This is a genomic window from Agrobacterium sp. CCNWLW32, from assembly GCF_037083425.1.
GTDB classification, from domain to species: Bacteria; Pseudomonadota; Alphaproteobacteria; order Rhizobiales; family Rhizobiaceae; genus Agrobacterium; species Agrobacterium radiobacter.
This window is the reverse complement of the sequence record NZ_JBAOJM010000001.1, coordinates 403,442-420,019: the sequence shown is the minus strand read 5'-3', so window position 1 is coordinate 420,019 and position 16,578 is coordinate 403,442. Positions and strand designations below refer to the sequence as shown.

General features: G+C 60.3%; 12 protein-coding genes and 1 other annotated feature. Of the genes, 7 read left to right on the top strand and 5 right to left on the bottom strand.

Going from position 1 to position 16,578, the window contains the following annotated elements:
- Positions 1–57 precede the first annotated feature (57 nt).
- Complete coding sequence (gene parC / locus V6R85_RS02255; protein WP_087743751.1) at positions 58–2,310, bottom strand: DNA topoisomerase IV subunit A; 2,253 nt, start codon at positions 2,308–2,310, stop codon at positions 58–60.
- Between the two features lie 229 nt (positions 2,311–2,539).
- Here parC and V6R85_RS02250 point away from each other — a divergent pair, with 229 nt between their 5' ends.
- Entirely contained in the window at positions 2,540–3,730 is a 1,191-nt protein-coding gene (locus V6R85_RS02250) for a hypothetical protein (protein WP_060724060.1), read from the top strand.
- 41 nt (positions 3,731–3,771) lie between these two features.
- Here V6R85_RS02250 and V6R85_RS02245 read toward each other — a convergent pair whose 3' ends face one another.
- The 4 genes from V6R85_RS02245 to aspS form a co-directional block, all read right to left on the bottom strand.
- Complete coding sequence (locus V6R85_RS02245) at positions 3,772–5,253, bottom strand: SulP family inorganic anion transporter (RefSeq protein ID WP_111834288.1); 1,482 nt, start codon at positions 5,251–5,253, stop codon at positions 3,772–3,774.
- Between the two features lie 74 nt (positions 5,254–5,327).
- Positions 5,328–5,383 (bottom strand) — a sequence feature (sul1 is cis-regulatory element that is thought to sense ions involved in sulfur or methionine metabolism; They are found in Alphaproteobacteria).
- Positions 5,384–5,460: 77 nt separating this feature from the next.
- A complete protein-coding gene (locus tag V6R85_RS02240) occupies positions 5,461–7,566 on the bottom strand; it encodes a methyl-accepting chemotaxis protein (RefSeq protein ID WP_111834287.1) in 2,106 nt (701 codons plus the stop codon).
- Positions 7,567–7,669: 103 nt separating this feature from the next.
- Positions 7,670–8,146 carry an FUSC family protein gene (locus V6R85_RS02235; RefSeq protein WP_003502188.1) on the bottom strand — a complete coding sequence of 159 codons (477 nt, stop codon included), beginning with the start codon at positions 8,144–8,146 and terminating at the stop codon, positions 7,670–7,672.
- Position 8,147: 1 nt separating this feature from the next.
- Positions 8,148–9,935 (bottom strand): aspartate--tRNA ligase, encoded by a 1,788-nt coding sequence (aspS, locus tag V6R85_RS02230; protein WP_111834286.1) that lies wholly within the window; start codon positions 9,933–9,935, stop codon positions 8,148–8,150.
- Positions 9,936–10,116: 181 nt separating this feature from the next.
- Here aspS and V6R85_RS02225 point away from each other — a divergent pair, with 181 nt between their 5' ends.
- The 6 genes from V6R85_RS02225 to V6R85_RS02200 all read left to right on the top strand — a co-directional run bounded on the left by V6R85_RS02225 (position 10,117) and on the right by V6R85_RS02200 (position 16,530).
- Positions 10,117–11,388: an MFS transporter gene (locus V6R85_RS02225; RefSeq protein ID WP_020810429.1), complete on the top strand. Its 1,272-nt coding sequence runs from the start codon at positions 10,117–10,119 to the stop codon at positions 11,386–11,388.
- 82 nt (positions 11,389–11,470) lie between these two features.
- The gene (gene rnd, locus V6R85_RS02220; RefSeq protein WP_003502177.1) at positions 11,471–12,631 is read left to right on the top strand and encodes a ribonuclease D; all 1,161 of its coding nucleotides are present in this window, start codon (positions 11,471–11,473) and stop codon (positions 12,629–12,631) included.
- A gap of 81 nt (positions 12,632–12,712) precedes the next feature.
- On the top strand, positions 12,713–13,318 hold the full coding sequence (locus tag V6R85_RS02215; protein ID WP_162695516.1) for a hypothetical protein: 606 nt from the start codon (positions 12,713–12,715) through the stop codon (positions 13,316–13,318).
- Positions 13,319–13,502: 184 nt separating this feature from the next.
- Positions 13,503–14,531: an adenylate/guanylate cyclase domain-containing protein gene (locus V6R85_RS02210; protein ID WP_111834285.1), complete on the top strand. Its 1,029-nt coding sequence runs from the start codon at positions 13,503–13,505 to the stop codon at positions 14,529–14,531.
- A gap of 154 nt (positions 14,532–14,685) precedes the next feature.
- Positions 14,686–16,044 carry an esterase-like activity of phytase family protein gene (locus V6R85_RS02205; protein WP_080864281.1) on the top strand — a complete coding sequence of 453 codons (1,359 nt, stop codon included), beginning with the start codon at positions 14,686–14,688 and terminating at the stop codon, positions 16,042–16,044.
- A 138-nt stretch (positions 16,045–16,182) separates the two neighbouring features.
- Positions 16,183–16,530, top strand: coding sequence for a YunG family protein (locus V6R85_RS02200; RefSeq protein WP_003502169.1), 348 nt, complete (start codon positions 16,183–16,185; stop codon positions 16,528–16,530).
- The last annotated feature ends 48 nt before the right edge of the window (positions 16,531–16,578 follow it).

The following is a 16,578-nucleotide window of genomic DNA, read 5'->3' as shown; positions in this document are numbered from 1 at the left end:
GCAAAACAAAGGCGGGAAAGACGCCCCCAGACAATCTCCGAGGACGTCTTTCAGATATTACCCACCAAATTTCCCGCTGCGCGGAAAGCCCTTCGGCACGGTGCGGCCAACGGTGGCGCGGTCCGCCAGCCATTCGCGCAGTTCCTCACCGACCTTGGTGAACAGACGCCCGGCCGTGTCGGACCAGCTCAGACCCTCGGCGAGCGCGAAGCATTTCACATCGACAACGCCGCCATCCTTGTAGCGCTGCAGGCGCACGCCCTTACCGCGTGACATTTCCGGCACCTGCGACAGCGGGAAGGCCAGAAGCTTGCGGTTCTCGCCGACCACGGCGACATGATCGCCCGTTACCGGAACCGCGAGCTTCGCTTCATCAGGCATGGAGACATTCATGATCTGCTTGCCCTTGCGGGTATTGGCGACCATTTCGCTCTCGGGCACGATGAAGCCATTACCGGCGGTGGAGACGAGCAGCAGCTTGCGCGACGGATCATGCACGAAGGCGGTCAGGATGTCCTGATCGTTCTCCATATCGACCATGATGCGGATCGGCTCGCCATGACCGCGCCCCCCCGGCAGCTTGTCAGCGCCGAGCGTATAGGCCTTGCCGCCTGTCGTCAGCAGCAGCAGCTTGTCGGTCGTCTGCGCCGGGAAGGCGATCTTGGGTCCGTCGCCTTCCTTGAAGGTCAGGGCCGACGTATCGGACATGTGACCCTTCAGCGCCCTGATCCAACCCTTCTGCGAGATGACGATGGTGACCGGTTCCTTCTCGATCATCGCCTGCTGGATGGCCTCGATATCGGCATCCGGGGCATCCGCGAACTGCGTGCGGCGACGGCCGATCTCGGTAGCCTTGGCATACTTCTTTTTGACCTCGCCGATTTCCCAGGCGACGGTCTGCCACTGCTTTTCATCGGAGGCGAGCAGCGACTCGATTTCGGCCTTCTCGCTGCTGAGTTCATCGAATTCCTTGCGGATTTCGAATTCCTCGAGCTTGCGCAGATTACGCAGCCGCATGTTGAGGATGGCTTCGGCCTGATTGTCGGTGAGCGACCACTTCGCCATCATCACCTGTTTCGGCTCATCCTCCTCACGGATGATGCGGATCACCTCGTCGAGATTGAGATAGGCGACCAGCAGGCCGCCGAGAATCTCGAGCCTGCGGTCGATGGCGGCAAGACGGTGGCGGGAACGGCGGACCAGCACGTCCTTGCGGTGCGCCAGCCATTCGCTCAGCACCTCGTTCAACGCCATCACCTTCGGCACCTTGCCGAGCGACAGCACGTTCATGTTGAGCGGCAGGCGGCTTTCAAGGTCGGAGAGGCGGAACAGCGATTCCATCAACAGCGTCGCATCGACGGTGCGGCTCTTCGGCACCAGCACGATGCGCACGTCTTCGGCGGATTCGTCTCTGACATCCTCGAGCAGCGGCAGTTTGCGTGCGAGCAGCAGCTCGGCGATCTTTTCGATCAGCCGCGATTTCTGCACCTGGAACGGTATTTCGGTGATGACGATCTGATAGCCGCCACGTCCGAGGTCTTCCGTTTCCCATTTTGCGCGCACGCGGAAACCACCGCGCCCGGTCTTATAGGCATCGAGAATATTCTCGCGGCTTTCGATGATCACGCCACCGGTCGGCAGGTCAGGGCCGGGAATGAATTCCACCAGCTTTTCAACCGTCGCATCGGGATGCTTGATGAGATGGAGCGCCGCATCGCAAAGTTCATGGGCGTTGTGCGGCGGGATCGATGTCGCCATGCCGACTGCGATGCCTGAGGCACCGTTGGCAAGCAGATTGGGGAAGGCGCCCGGCAGGACAACCGGCTCTTCGTCTTCCTCATTATAGGTGGCGCGGAAATCCACCGCATCCTCGCCGATGCCTTCCAGCAGCAGCGCCGCCACGTCAGTCATGCGCGCTTCGGTGTAACGATAGGCAGCAGCACCGTCGCCATCGATGTTGCCGAAATTGCCCTGCCCGTCGACGATCGGATAACGTTGTGAGAAATCCTGCGCGAGACGCACCAGCGCATCATAGACCGACTGGTCGCCGTGCGGGTGGAACTTACCGATAACGTCACCGACGATACGGGCGCATTTCTTGAAGGCCGAGTTGGGGCGGATGCCCATTTCACTCATGGCATGAATGATGCGGCGGTGAACCGGCTTCAGGCCGTCGCGCACATCCGGCAGCGCACGATGCATGATCGTGGACAAGGCGTAAGCAAGGTAGCGCTCTTCAAGCGCCGCCTTCAAATCGACCGGATGAATGTTATCGTCTCCGCCGGACGGAGGTACAAGATTTTTTCCCATGGTGCTTGACTAGCGGAAATGCCGATTCCCGGCAAGAAATTCAGGGGTGTGCCCTGTGGATGAAAGCACCCCTTTCATGCGATTTTTTGTTAACCGCGTTGCAAATGCCGCAATGCCGCCGTCATGGGAATCGATCTAAATCCTATAGACCTTTGAATAATCGCGAATATAAGTATCACCATTCGAATTCGGACACGGTGCACAGCCGTACGTTGAGGGAAGAAACATCATGAGACTGAAATCCACCCGGCAGGTTCTTTTCGCGAGCGCCGCGCTTCTTACGCTTTCGGCACCGGCTTTCGCGCTGGATGGCGGGGATGTGCTGAAGAAAATCAACGCAGCCTATGCCGCGCAGGGAGGCGAGATCGCCGCCGGTTCCGTCGCCGTCAACGGCACGACGGTGACGCTGAACAGCGTGACCTTCAACTCCGTCGCCGATCCTGCCAAGAAGATCCCCGTTGGCAATGTGTCGCTCGAAGGCGTCGAGGAAAACAACGGCGGCTACAAGATCAAGAACGCCCGTTTCGATAATATCGACTACAAGCAGGACAAGGTTGAGATCAAGGCGAGCGACATCTACATGTCCGGCCTCGTCATTCCGGGCGATGCGACCACCGGCACCGTCGACGCCCTGATGTTCTACGATGAAGCCCATAGCGGTCCGATTTCCGTTTCCGTCGACGGAAAGCCGGCTTTCTCGCTTGAGGAAAGCAGCGCGACGATGTCCGTCAGCGACGACAAGAACTCGATCGGTTTCGAACTCGACGCCTCCGGCTTCAAGGCCGATCTCAGCGAAGCCACCGATCCGGCCACCAAGGACGCGATTGAAAAGCTCAATCTGCAGGCGCTTTCCGGCAACATGACCATGAGCGGCAGCTGGGAAGTTGCCTCCGGCACCGTCGACGTCGAGGAATACGCCATCGACCTCGACAATGTCGGCCGTCTCAACATGTCGTTTGGTTTCTCCGGCTACACGCTCGACTTCATCAAGTCGATGCAGGAGACGGTAAAGGCGCAGGCCGCCAATCCGAACAAGGAACAGGCGGACCAGGCAGCAAGCCTCGCCATGCTCGGCCTGATGCAGCAGCTTTCCTTCATCAACGCCGAAATCAGCTTCGAAGACGCCAGCATCACCAAGCGCGCCATCGACTATGCGGCAAGCCAGCAGGGCATGACGAGCGACCAGCTTGCCCAGACCATCAAGGGCATGGCGCCGATCATGATGGCTTCGCTCAACGTTCCAGAGCTGCAGAACATGGTGTCGGCGGCCATCAACGCCTATATCGACAATCCGAAGAACCTCTCGATCACGGCAGAGCCGGAGAAGCCGGTTCCTTTCCCGATGATCATGGGTGCCGCAATGGGCGCGCCGAACACCCTGCCGAAAATGCTCGGCGTCACGGTGACGGCAAACGAATAAAACCAAAAAGCCCCGGTCTTGCCGGGGCTTTTTTTTTGCGCTCAGTGCAGCGGTGCGGCAGCGCCGTCCTGTTTATCGTGCAGGGCAAAGCGGTCGATCATGTGGGCGCTAGCCTCGTTGACACCGATCACCTCGACCTTCTTGCCGGTCTTGCGGAATTTCAGAACCACCTTGTCCAGCGCACCAACTGCCGAAATATCCCACAGATGCGCCTCGGTGACATCAATCGTCACGGCGTCCACCTCATCGGCGAAATCGAAGGCGGCGATGAAGCTTTCGGTCGAGGCGAAGAAAATCTGGCCATCGACGCGATAAATCCGCTCGCGGCCATCGGCAGAAAGCTCCGGCCGGACGTGGAAGAGTTTCGACACCTTGCCCGCAAAAAATACGCCGGAGAGAAGCACGCCGGCCAGCACGCCTTTTGCGAGATCATGGGTGGCAAGCACCGTGCCGACCGTCACCAGCATGACGATGCTCGATGATGGCGGGTTGCGTCTAAGATCAAGGATGGAGCGCCACGAGAATGTGCCGATGGAGACCATGATCATCACCGCCACCAGGGCTGCCATCGGGATGATGCGCACGAGATCATCAAGCACCAGAATGAGGAACAGCAGGAAAGCGCCCGCCACGAAGGTGGAGAGCCGGCCCCTGCCGCCGGAGCGGACATTGATGACGGACTGGCCGATCATGGCGCAGCCGCCCATGCCGCCGATGAGGGCGGAGGCGATGTTGCTCGTCCCCTGCCCGATGCATTCCTGGCTCTTGTTGCTGCCCGTATCCGTCATGTCGTCGACAATCTGCGCCGTCAGCAGCGATTCCAAGAGACCGACGGCGGCGAGCGCCACGGAATAGGGAAAGATGATCTGCAGCGTCTCGAAGGTCAGCGGCACCTGCGGCAGGGCGAATATCGGCAGCGTCGAGGGCAACTCACCGAGATCGCCGACCGTGCGGATATCCATGCCAGAGAAGACGGCAACACAGGTGAGAACGACGATGGCGACCAGCGGTGACGGAATGATCTTCGTGACCAGGGGGAAAAGATAGATGATCGCAAGGCCGGCGGCGATCATGACGTAGGTTTCGACCGGCACGCCGATCAGCTCAGGCAATTGCGCCATGAAAATCAGGATCGCCAGCGCATTGACGAAGCCGGTCATGACCGAGCGCGAGACGAAGCGCATCACCCGGCCGAGTTTCACAAGACCCGCCAGGATTTGCAGCACGCCCATGAGGATGGTGGCGGCGAAGAGATATTGCAGCCCGTGTTCCTTGACGAGCGTAACCATCAGGACGGCTGTCGCGGCGGTTGCCGCTGAGATCATGCCCGGACGGCCACCGGTGAAAGCAGAAACGCAGGCAATGGCGAAGGAGGCGAACAGCCCCACTTTGGGGTCGACACCGGCGATGACGGAAAAGCCGATGGCTTCGGGAATGAGGGCAAGCGCCACGACAATGCCGGAAAGAACATCGCCGCGAATATTGGAAAACCACTCACGTCTGTAAGTCTGAAATCTGTTCATCTGATTTTTTCGCAAAGAATGACGCACCGGCCGGAACCGTGTCCGGTAGATTGAAAACGAATGTCGGTGCTTTGCGTTATCTGGCGGATCGGCGGCCAGAAGAGCCACCCGGAATTTCACCGGGTCCGTGGTGAGTGGCCCAGCTATAAACGGCAAAAAAGCGGGCCGCAAGTTGCGCGCCCGCTTTTCGATGACTGCTGTCGCGTCTCAGGCCGCTTCGCGCCCGCCATAGCCCCTCGCCTCCACGTCGCTCAGCCGGAACTGATGAACCAGTTCCTTGAGACGCGCGGTCTCGCCCGCCAGCATGGCGCTCGCGGCATTGTTTTCCTCGACCATGGCGGCGTTCTGCTGTGTGCCCTGATCCAGATGGTTGACGGCGGTGTTGATTTCGGCAAGGCCCAGTGACTGCTCGTGCGTGGCAGCGGCAATGGCTTCGATATGGCCGTTGATCGTCTTCACCGAGCCGCCGATGCGCGACAGGGCAGCACCCGTTTCCCGCACGAAGCGCGCGCCCTCCTTCACCTCTGTACCGGAGGTCTGGATAAGCGCCTTGATTTCGGCAGCGGCCCTTGCCGAGCGCTGTGCGAGTTCCCTCACCTCCTGCGCAACGACGGCGAAACCGCGTCCCGCCTCACCCGCGCGCGCAGCCTCCACCCCGGCATTGAGGGCAAGAAGGTTGGTCTGGAAGGCGATCTCGTCGATAACGCCAATGATATTGCCGATCTTGCCGGAGGATTGCTCGATCTTTTCCATCGCGCTTACTGTGTCAACGACGAGATTGGCCGTGCGGTTGGCATCCTTGTCGGCCGAATGGGCGACTGCGCGGGCTTCCACGGCGCGCTCCGCCGAGATGCGGATATTCGCCGTCAATTCATCCAGCGCGGCAGCGGTTTCCTCCAGTGAGGCCGCCTGCTGCTCGGTACGGCGGGCAAGATCGGCAGCGCTCTGACTGATTTCCTGGCTGCCGCCGTCGATGGCCACGCTCGACTGCACGACGCCGGACATGGCGGCATCGAGCTGGCGGATCGTCTGGTTGAGATCATGGCGCAGCGCCTCGAAATCCGGGGCAAAAGGCTCGTTCAGCTCGAAAGAGAGATCGCCGCCTGCGAGGCGGCGAAGCGCCGCCGCAAGCCCCGTGGTCGCCTGCATCAGCCGCGCCTGCGCTTCGGATTCCGCCTCAAGCTGGAACCGCACCTTTTCGGCTTCGGCCTGTTGCCGGGCTGCGTGCGCCTGCGCCTCCAGTTCGATCTTTGCGATGGCGGCCTGTCGGAAGATTTCCAGCGCATGCGCCATGGCGCCGAACTCATCTCCACGCTGGAGACCGGGAACGGCAAATTCGGTTTCACCGTCGGCCAGACGACGCATAGCCCCCGTGATCGCGGTCGCCGGGCGGGTGATCGAGCGGCCGATGAGGTAGACCCCGGCAAAAAGACTTACCACGGTCAGGGCGATAAGAGCGACGACGATCGAAACCGTTCTTTCCGCCGCAGCGCTGTTCGCGAGAGCGCTTGCGTCCCGCTCCTGCCGGTAATTGGTGGAGATTTCGGCGACGACAGGCAACAGGGCACTATAGGCGGAGGCGACAGTTTCGCGCGCCTTCTCCTCCTCCAGCACGGCGGCGGCGTAAAAGCGGAACGAGGCGGTATATATTTCCAGTGCATCCATGATGCGCTGACGCTCAGCGCCTGGCCGGTATTCCAGCTTCACCAGCGCCTTGAAGGTTTCCACTTCCGCCGCATGTTTCGTCACATAGGCCGCTTCGCGCCGCAGGATGAAATCCTTCTCGTGCCGTCGCATCATCAGCATGCTGGCGCGGATTTCGGCATTGGCGACGACGTCGACGAGTTTCTCGATGGAATGCACGCCATTGCGCATGGCGCCTTCGAGACCTTCCGCGGGGGTTAGGCCCAGTTCCCTGTTCTTGGCGACAAGGGCCTTCATGCTATCGGAATAGACCACCGCGCCCTCAGCGAGCGCTTCGAGCCGCGTACGGGCCTGCGATGTCGCGCTGCCTTCGAGATGGCTCAATGACTGCCGGATCTGGTCCATCGTCTGGTCAAACTGCCCGACGGATTTCATATCGCGGGTCAGCAGGAAGTCTCTCTGGTGAACACGGCTTTCATGCAAACCGTCCTCCAGCGCCGCCAGCACTCCGTCTCGCTCGATCAGCGTCTCTTCAGCGACGCGATAACGCGCCTCCATGTGTCCTTGCCAGAGCAGCATGCCCGCGATGACGGCGATCCCGCACAGAGCAGCCAGGGCCAGCATGGATACGCGATGCGCAATTTTGAACGTCGAGACCAGCGAAAACATTCAACCCTCGTTTGCAGATTTCACGATGGGATGAATGATCGAGAAGGCTTAAGAACTCCTCTACCGGATTTGTCAGTTTAATTAAGGTTTTATGACAAGATCGCTAGAGCTTCAGCCGCTCGCGAAAGAAGACCAGCGCAACGACCACACCCGTCGCCACGCCCACGATCACATCGACAAAACGGACAAAACCGGCAACCTGCGGTCCCATCAAAAGAACGAGCATGGCCGAAGCCCCGGCCTGTATCGGCACCACCGCCGGCAGGCCGAACATGGTGGCGAGGATCATGGCGATGAAGGTCGCCGAGGCGAGCCGGATTTCGGCGAAGTCATGCGGGACGAGAAGAGCGACCTCCCCGACGAGGATGCCGATGGTGACGCCGACCATCAGCCCAAGCCCCTGACGGACATGGCTTGGAATGCCGGGGGACAGGCAGATCAGCGCGCTTATTGCGGCAAAGACGGGCTGTGGGTGCCCGAGCCAGCGATGAGCGACCCAGAACGCAAAAGCGGCCGCAAGCGCGGCCGCCAATGCACGGGTGAAGGCTGCACGAACCCGGTCGAGCAGCGTCTTCAACATATCAGTCCTTCTTGGACGGAACGACGCGCAGCGCCAGTTCGCGAAGCTGCGTCGGCGTTGCCGGCGACGGCGCGTTCATCAGCAGGTCCTGCGCCTGCTGGTTCATTGGGAACAGCGTGATTTCGCGCAGGTTCTTCGCACCAACCAGAAGCATGACCACACGGTCGATGCCGAAGGCGCAACCGCCATGCGGAGGCGCACCGTACTGGAAGGCGCGGTAGAGACCGCCGAAGCGCTCTTCCACGTCGCTCTGCGACAGGCCAACCTTTTCGAAAGCCTTGACCATCAGCTCGGGCGACTGGTTACGGATCGAGCCGGAGGCGATTTCGAAGCCGTTGCAGACCGCGTCATACTGGAATGCCTTGATGGAGAGCGGATCCTGGCCCTCCAGCGCTTCCATGCCACCCTGCGGCATGGAGAAGGGGTTGTGAGCAAAGTCGATCTTCTTTTCTTCCTCGTTATATTCGAAGAAGGGGAAATCGACGATCCAGCACATTTCAAAACGGTCGCGGTCGATGAGGTTCAGCTCGTCGGCAGCGCGAGTGCGCGCCTCGCCGGCGAACTTGTAGAACTTCGCGGGATCACCGGCAACGAAGAAGCAGGCGTCGCCCGCCTCAAGGCCGAGCTGCTGACGCAGCGCCTCGGTGCGTTCCTCGCCAATGTTCTTCGCAAGCGGGCCGGAGCCGGCAATCTTGCCGTCTTCTTCCTTCCAGAAGATGTAGCCGAGGCCAGGCTGGCCCTGGCTCTGCGCCCAGGCGTTCATGCGATCGCAGAAAGCGCGCGAACCACCGGTTTTGGCCGGGATCGCCCAGACCTGAACCTTGGGGTTGGAGGCGATCATGTTGGCGAAGACCTTGAAGCCCGAACCGTCGAAATGTTCGGTCACAGCTTCCATGACGATCGGGTTGCGCAGGTCGGGCTTGTCGGAACCGTATTTGCGGATCGCCTCGTCATAGGGAATGCGCGGCCACTGCTTGGTGACAGGCTTGCCTTCGGCAAACTTCTCGAACACGGCCGTCATCATCGGTTCCATCGTGGTCCAGACATCTTCCTGGGTCACGAAGCTCATTTCGACGTCGAGCTGGTAGAATTCGCCCGGGAGACGGTCGGCACGCGGGTCTTCATCGCGGAAGCACGGCGCGATCTGGAAGTAGCGGTCGAAACCGGCCACCATCAGAAGCTGCTTGTACTGCTGCGGCGCCTGCGGCAGCGCGAAGAACTTGCCTTCGTGGATGCGCGAGGGAACGAGGAAATCGCGCGCGCCTTCCGGCGAGGATGCGGTAAGGATCGGCGTCGTATATTCGGCAAAGCCCATATCGCCCATGCCGGTACGCATAGCGGAGATGATCTGCGTGCGCTTGACGATGTTCCTGTGCAGGGTTTCGCGGCGCAGGTCGAGGAAGCGGTACTTCAGGCGAACGTCTTCCGGATATTCCGGCTCACCGAAGACCGGCAGCGGCAGTTCCTTGGCAACACCAAGAACCTCGATCTCCTGCGCGTAAAGCTCGATCTCGCCGGTCGCCATGCCCTTGTTGACGGTGTCTTCCGAGCGCGCCTTGACGAGGCCGTCGATGCAGATGACCCATTCGCCGCGTACGGTCTCGGCGACCTTGAAGGCCGGGCTATCAGGATCGGCCACCACCTGGGTGATGCCGTAATGGTCGCGAAGGTCGATGAAGAGAACGCCGCCATGATCTCGCACGCGGTGAACCCAACCGGAAAGGCGAACGGTTTCGCCGACGTCGGACTTGCGGAGAGCGGCACAGGTGTGGCTGCGGTAACGATGCATTTTTATATCCTGGAACGTGTCGTGGGCCAGATGGGCGGCACTGTCGAAATTTGCCGGAAAAGCGCATGGTCAGCCTGATTTGTCAAGGCAAAGCACAAGATTGTCGCCTTGCGCCTGTCCTTTCCCCCGCCTTCGCTTTAGATAGGGTTCAATCCAGCCCGCCAAACCGAGTCGGCCCGCAATGAGCCAGATCAGACCTCTCATCCCGCTTCTCGTCACCGCCGGCATTCTGATCGGCGGCAACGGCCTGCAGGGAACCTATATCGCGCTGCGCGGCCTCTCCGAAGGGTTCTCGGCCAGCACCATCGGCCTCATCAGCGCGGCCTACAGCCTCGGTTTCGCGCTTGGCTGCATTTCGGTGACGCGCCTGCTGCGCAAGATCGGCCACATCCGCACTTTCGCCACCATGGCGGCCGTTGCATCAGCCGCCTCGATCGCCATGCCGCTCATCACCCATCCGCTCTTCTGGCTGGCGATGCGTTTTGTGATCGGCATCGCGGTCGCCTGTCTTTTCGCCGCCATCGAAAGCTGGATCAACGCGCAGGTGACGAATTCCAATCGCGCCCGCACGCTCTCCATCTATCGTTTCGTTGATCTCGGCTCCGTGACGCTCGCCCAATATATCATTCCCGTCGCCGGCATCGACGGGCCCATCGTATTCTCACTGATCGCCATGGCGCTCACCCTGTCGCTGGTGCCGATCTCGATTGCCGACAAATCCAATCCCGCGCCGCCGAAACAGATTCCCTTCAATCTTTTCGCCGTCTGGCGTATCTCGCCGCTCGCCGTCGTCGGCTGCGTGGCCGTCGGCCTCAGCATGGCGGCGTTCCGTAATATCGGCCCGATCTATGCCGAACAGATCGGCTTGTCCGTTACCGCCATCGCCACCTTCATGAGTGCGGGCATCATCGGCGGCGTGGTGCTGCAATATCCGCTCGGCGTCTATTCCGACCGTTATGATCGCCGCATCATCATTCTCGCCACTACCGCTGGTTCTGTTATCGTCGGCCTGTTCCTCGCCTTCTTCGCCGGCACGGACGAATGGAGCAACATCATCGGCGTCTTCATCTTCGGCGCCTTTGCGCTGCCGCTCTATTCCCTCAGCTCCGCGCACGGCAACGACCATGCGAAAGAGGGCGAACATGCGATGGTTTCCGCCGGGCTTTTGTTCTTCTGGTCGGTCGGCGCAACCGTCGGGCCGCTGCTCGCTTCCGTGCTGATCGACCAGTTCGGGCCGAAGGCGTTGTTCAGCTATACGGCCGCGATCCAGATCGTTTTCATCGCCTACACCATCTACCGGCTGCAGGTGCGCGAGGGCGTTCCGGTTGAGGAGAGGAACTGGCGGTTCCGCTCGCTTTTGCGCACCTCGGCCTATTTTCAGAAGCTCGCCGCGCCCCCGCCGCCCAAAAACGATGGGCCGGAGCCAAATCCGCCCGAGAAAAACGATCCTTGAGCCTTCAAAAGCGGGCTTTGTATTGACATGCGCCCGGCAAAGGGAAAGTAAGACGGATAATTTTCACGAGTGGCCATTTGCAATGATTGAAACGACTGCCGCCCTCGCCGAAGCCTGCACGGAACTGGCGAAATCGGAATTCATTACTATCGACACCGAGTTTCTGCGCGAAACCACCTTCTGGCCGGAACTCTGCCTCGTGCAGATGGCAAGCCCGACGCTTGAGGTGCTGGTCGATCCGCTCGCAAAAGGTATCGATCTCACCCCGCTGTTCGAGCTGATGGCCAATCCTGATGTCGTGAAGGTTTTCCACGCCGCGCGGCAGGATATCGAAATCATCTACCATCTGGGCGGGCTTATTCCCCATCCGATCTTCGATACGCAGGTCGCCGCCATGGTCTGCGGTTTCGGCGATTCGATCTCCTACGACCAGCTGGTTCAGAAGATCAAGAATGTGCAGATCGACAAATCCTCGCGTTTCACCGACTGGAGCCGCCGCCCGCTGACCGAAAAGCAGCTGGACTACGCGCTCGCCGACGTGACCCATCTGCGCGATGTCTATCTGGCGCTGAAGGCGCAGCTGGAGCGCGAAGGTCGCTCGCTGTGGCTGACCGAAGAGATGGACATCCTGGAATCGCGCGACACCTATGACATGCATCCCGACGATGCATGGCTGCGGTTGAAATCGCGCCTGCGCAAGCCAACGGAACTCGCCATCCTCAAATTCGTCGCCGCCTGGCGCGAGCGTGAAGCGCGTTCGCGCAACGTGCCGCGTTCGCGCGTCCTGAAAGACGATGCAATCTTCGAAATCGCCCAGCAGCAGCCGAAGGATGCCGAGGCGCTGTCGCGTCTGCGCACCATCCCCAAGGGCTGGGAACGATCCGCCTCCGGCACCGCCATCATCGAGACAGTGAATGCAGCGCTGGCGCTTCCGAAAGAGGAAATGCCGAAGGCGCCGCGCCACAGCCATGCACCGGAAGGTTCCGGCGCTGCCGTGGAGCTGCTCAAGGTTCTCCTGAAGCTCACCGCAGATAAGCACGGCGTCGCCGCCAAGGTCATCGCTAATAGCGACGATCTGGACAAGATCGCCTCCGAAGGCGAGAAGGCGACCGTTGCGGCGCTGACCGGCTGGCGGCGAGAACTCTTCGGTGATGTGGCCTTGAAGCTCATCAATGGCGAAGTGGCATTGCGTTTCGCCGGCAAGAAGGTCGAGGCGGTGGAGGTTGCGGCAAGCGAGGCGTAATCGCCCGCTGCTTTCTCCCCAATTTTGCCCGCATCGCGTCCCATCTCTTAACCGATGGTCGCGCGATTTGAGGGTATTGCCATGAAACCTGCCCACACTCTGCTGCTCGCCGCCCTTTTTACCGCGGCCGGCATTCTTCCCTCTCTTCCCGCCCGGGCCGCCGAAGAGAAGGTCGATCTTCAGGGCGAATGGACGACCGACTGCCTTAAGATCGGCAAGAACGACCGTCATGGCATCGTCACCCGCATCACCATTCGCGACAATCGCATGCACGCGGTCTCGCAGATCTATGCCCGCAGCGGCTGCCAGCAGCCCACGGTTCAGGTGCGTTATGAAGGCACGCTGGATGGCGGCCTGAAAGATCAGGACAGCCTGCTATTTGCCCATACCGTCACCGCCATCACCATGACGCCGAATGACGGCGACGTCGTTGACCACTATAATCGCGACCCGAAAGGCATGGGCTGCGGCTTGAGCGGCTGGAAGGAAAACATTCCCTTCGATGTCGACGGCCGCACCTGCGCCGCCATCGCCTTCGCCCGCAAGGGCGAAACCCTGTTCGACCGGGCATGGATCGACGGTAACAAGCTGCGTTTTGCCGCCTTTCCCGTCAAATGGTCGAACCGCTCGCCGGACGACCGGCCGCAATCCCCGCTTGAAACCGTCTATTACAGAACATCCTATTAGACGTAGAGCGGCGGCGGTGCCGATTTTGCGGCAACGGCGCAACAGCCTTACCAATCCTTCATGCAACCTTACCGATTGCTCACTTTTTGCAGCGCTTTTTCCACACTAATGTCGCATATGACCTGAACAGAAGCTTCGCCCGAAGGGAGCGCGGGGCCTCGCCTTCCCGAGATCAAGAACCGACATGAAAAAATTGCTGCCCATTCTGGATTACGTGGTGCTGTTCGTTGCCGTGGCCGGCAGCGGCGTGGCCTACGCCTTTCTGGAATATGGCGGCGGCGCGCTGATCGGCGCGACCTATGCGCTCTTCGCCTGCGCACCGATTCTTGCTTTTGAACGCGGTTACATCATGCCCGGCCTGTCGCGGCAGGTCAGCGCTTTGCCCACGCCCGCCTATATCGCCGTCGGTCTCATCATATACGCCATCCTCGTCTTTTGCGGATTCGGGCTTGGCGGCACCATCCTGTGGTTGAGCGGGATATTTCCCGGCACCTGGAAACGGGCGGTGCACGCCGAAGTGCAGACGCTGATCTTTACCCTCATCGTCTGCGGCATCATCGTCTTCATCATGCGCGTACGCGAACTTCTCGGCCGCGATATCTTCATCGATCTCATTCTCGGTCGCTATCGTCGCCCCGTCAGCGAAGACCGCGTCTTCATCTTCATCGATCTCGTCGGTTCCACCTCCTTTGCCGAAACCCATGGCGACCTGAAAGCCCAGGAGTTTCTCGGCGAAATTTTCGCAAGTTATGCCGCGCCGGTCAGAAAACACGGCGGTGTCATCGACGATTATATTGGCGACGCCGCCATCATCACCTGGCCCTATCACATGGCGATCAGGCGGGCGGCCTGCGTGCGCTGCGTATTCGATATTCAGGCGACCGTTGAAAGCAACCGAGACATGTGGCTCTCCCGCTTCGGCGAAGTGCCGCGCCTGCGCTTCGCCATCCATGGCGGGCCGGTCATCACGGCGGAAATCGGCGTCGATCATCACAAGATCACCTATTTCGGCGATACCGTGAACACCACATCGCGTCTCGAATCGCTCAGCAAGATGCTCGGTCATCCGGTGCTCATATCGGCAGACCTCGCTCATCAGCTGGTGCTTCCGAAAGACGTTCGCAGCGAATATCTGGGCGAACATGCCGTGAAAGGTCGTGGCCAGACGCTGGGCGTCTGCACACTCAGCCAATACCAGCCCCCTGTGGTTTAAGGGGTAAACGGCTGCAAAATGCCGCGCCGTTCCATTTACCGCTACGGCCGTCATCAAAATTCATCAAAGCTTCAAACGGCAATCACCTGCCTGTCATGCGACGACCCTATCGCCTCAATCCTATCTTCAACAGGTATTGAGAGGGGTCTCCATCATGAAGCACATTCTTTTTGCATCCTGCGCCATTCTTGCGCTCGCCTCCGCGTCGCATGCGGCGGAACAGGAGTTTCCGGCAAAGCTGGTCTCCCACGCCATCCTGCCGGCCAATACCATCATCGCAGCACCTGCTGACGCGCCTGAACATCTCAAGACCTCCGCCAAGTTCACGACCGCTGATCGCAAGCGCGCCGAAGGTCTCGGCACCGTGCCCGGCAAGGATGGCGTGCGCCTGACCGGCCTTTCCATGCCGTTCAACGGCCAGCCGATGCAGGGTTTTTCCGGCATCAAGGCCATGCCCGACGGCAGCTTCTGGAGCCTTTCCGACAATGGCTTTGGCTCCAAGCTCAATTCCAGCGACGCCATGCTGATGCTTCACCATCTGAAGTTCGACTGGGACGCCGGCAAGGTCAACGCGCTTGAAACCGTGTTCCTCTCCGATCCCGACATGAAGGCGCCTTTCCCCATCGTTCTCGAAGGCTCGAGCAAGCGCTACCTGACGGGCGCCGATTTCGACGTCGAATCCATTCAGCCCGTCGCCGATGGTTTCTGGGTCGGCGAGGAATTCGGCCCTTACATCCTGAAATTCACCCGTGACGGCAAGCTGACCGACGTGATCTCCACCAAGGCCGGCGACATCGAGGTGAAGTCTCCCGATCACCCCACTCTCGCCCTGCCCGGCAACCCCACGCAGAAGATGGCGGCCTTCAACCTGAAGCGCTCGGGCGGTTATGAAGGCATGGCGCTCTCCAAGGACGGCTCCAAGCTCTACGGCCTGCTGGAAGGCCCGCTTTACATGGCTGACGGCCAGGTGGAGAAGACCGAAGACGGCGCGACCGCACTGCGCATCATCGAGCTCGATACCGCCAAGAAGGAATGGACCGGCCGCACGTGGCTCTATCCGCTGGCGCAGGGCGGCGAAGCCATCGGTGACTTCAACATGCTGGATGACAGCACCGCGCTGGTCATCGAGCGTGACAATGGCGCCGGCACCGCCGACAAGGCCTGCGCCGACCCGAAGAAGCCGGAAGCAAACTGCTTTGCCGTGCCTTCCAAGGTGAAGCGCATCTACAAGATCGAATTCAATGACGCCAATGTCGGCAAGGCCGCGCGCAAGATCGGTTATATCGATCTTCTGAAAATCTCCGATCCTGATAACAAGAAGCGTCAGGGTGGTGGCAATGGCTATTACGACATGCCTTTCGTCACTATCGAGAATGTCGATCGCGTCGATGCCACGCATATCATCGTCGGCAACGACAACAACCTGCCCTTCTCGGCCGGCCGTGCTCTGGACAAGGCTGACGACAACGAGTTCGTCCTGCTTGAGGTCAAGGACCTGCTCGACGCGAAGTAAGACCACGGCCGCTGCCAATCGCCCTGGCAGCTGCAAATGATCCGGACGGAGCGCCCGGTAGACCAGATGGTCTGCATGGCGCTCCGTTCCGGTTCTCGTATTCCAACCGAAACATGCTTGCGGAAAAGAAGACGTTTGATGCAGGACCACGCAGAGAGACTTTATTACGCCCTGAAGAAAAGCTGGTCGGGTGAGACCAGCAGCCTCTGGTCACGCGAAAACCCAGCCAGAGGACAAGGCAGCGTCACCGCGCTGGTGGTGCAGGATATTTTCGGCGGCGAGCTTGCCAAAACCGCCGTCAGCGGCGCCGACCATTTTTACAATATCCTTGAAGGCACCCGCTGGGATTTCACCTTCAGCCAGTTCGATATTCCTGTCGGTTACCAGGACAGACTTGCCAGCCGCACGGAAGCCATGGCGACGATAACGCCCCTGCAATATGCCTATCTCAGCGCCTGCATCCGGAAAGCACTGGGGCACGGCTGAGCCGTTTGCAAAGCAGTGCCAGCCCATTGCCGTTTCGCCCGCGAACCC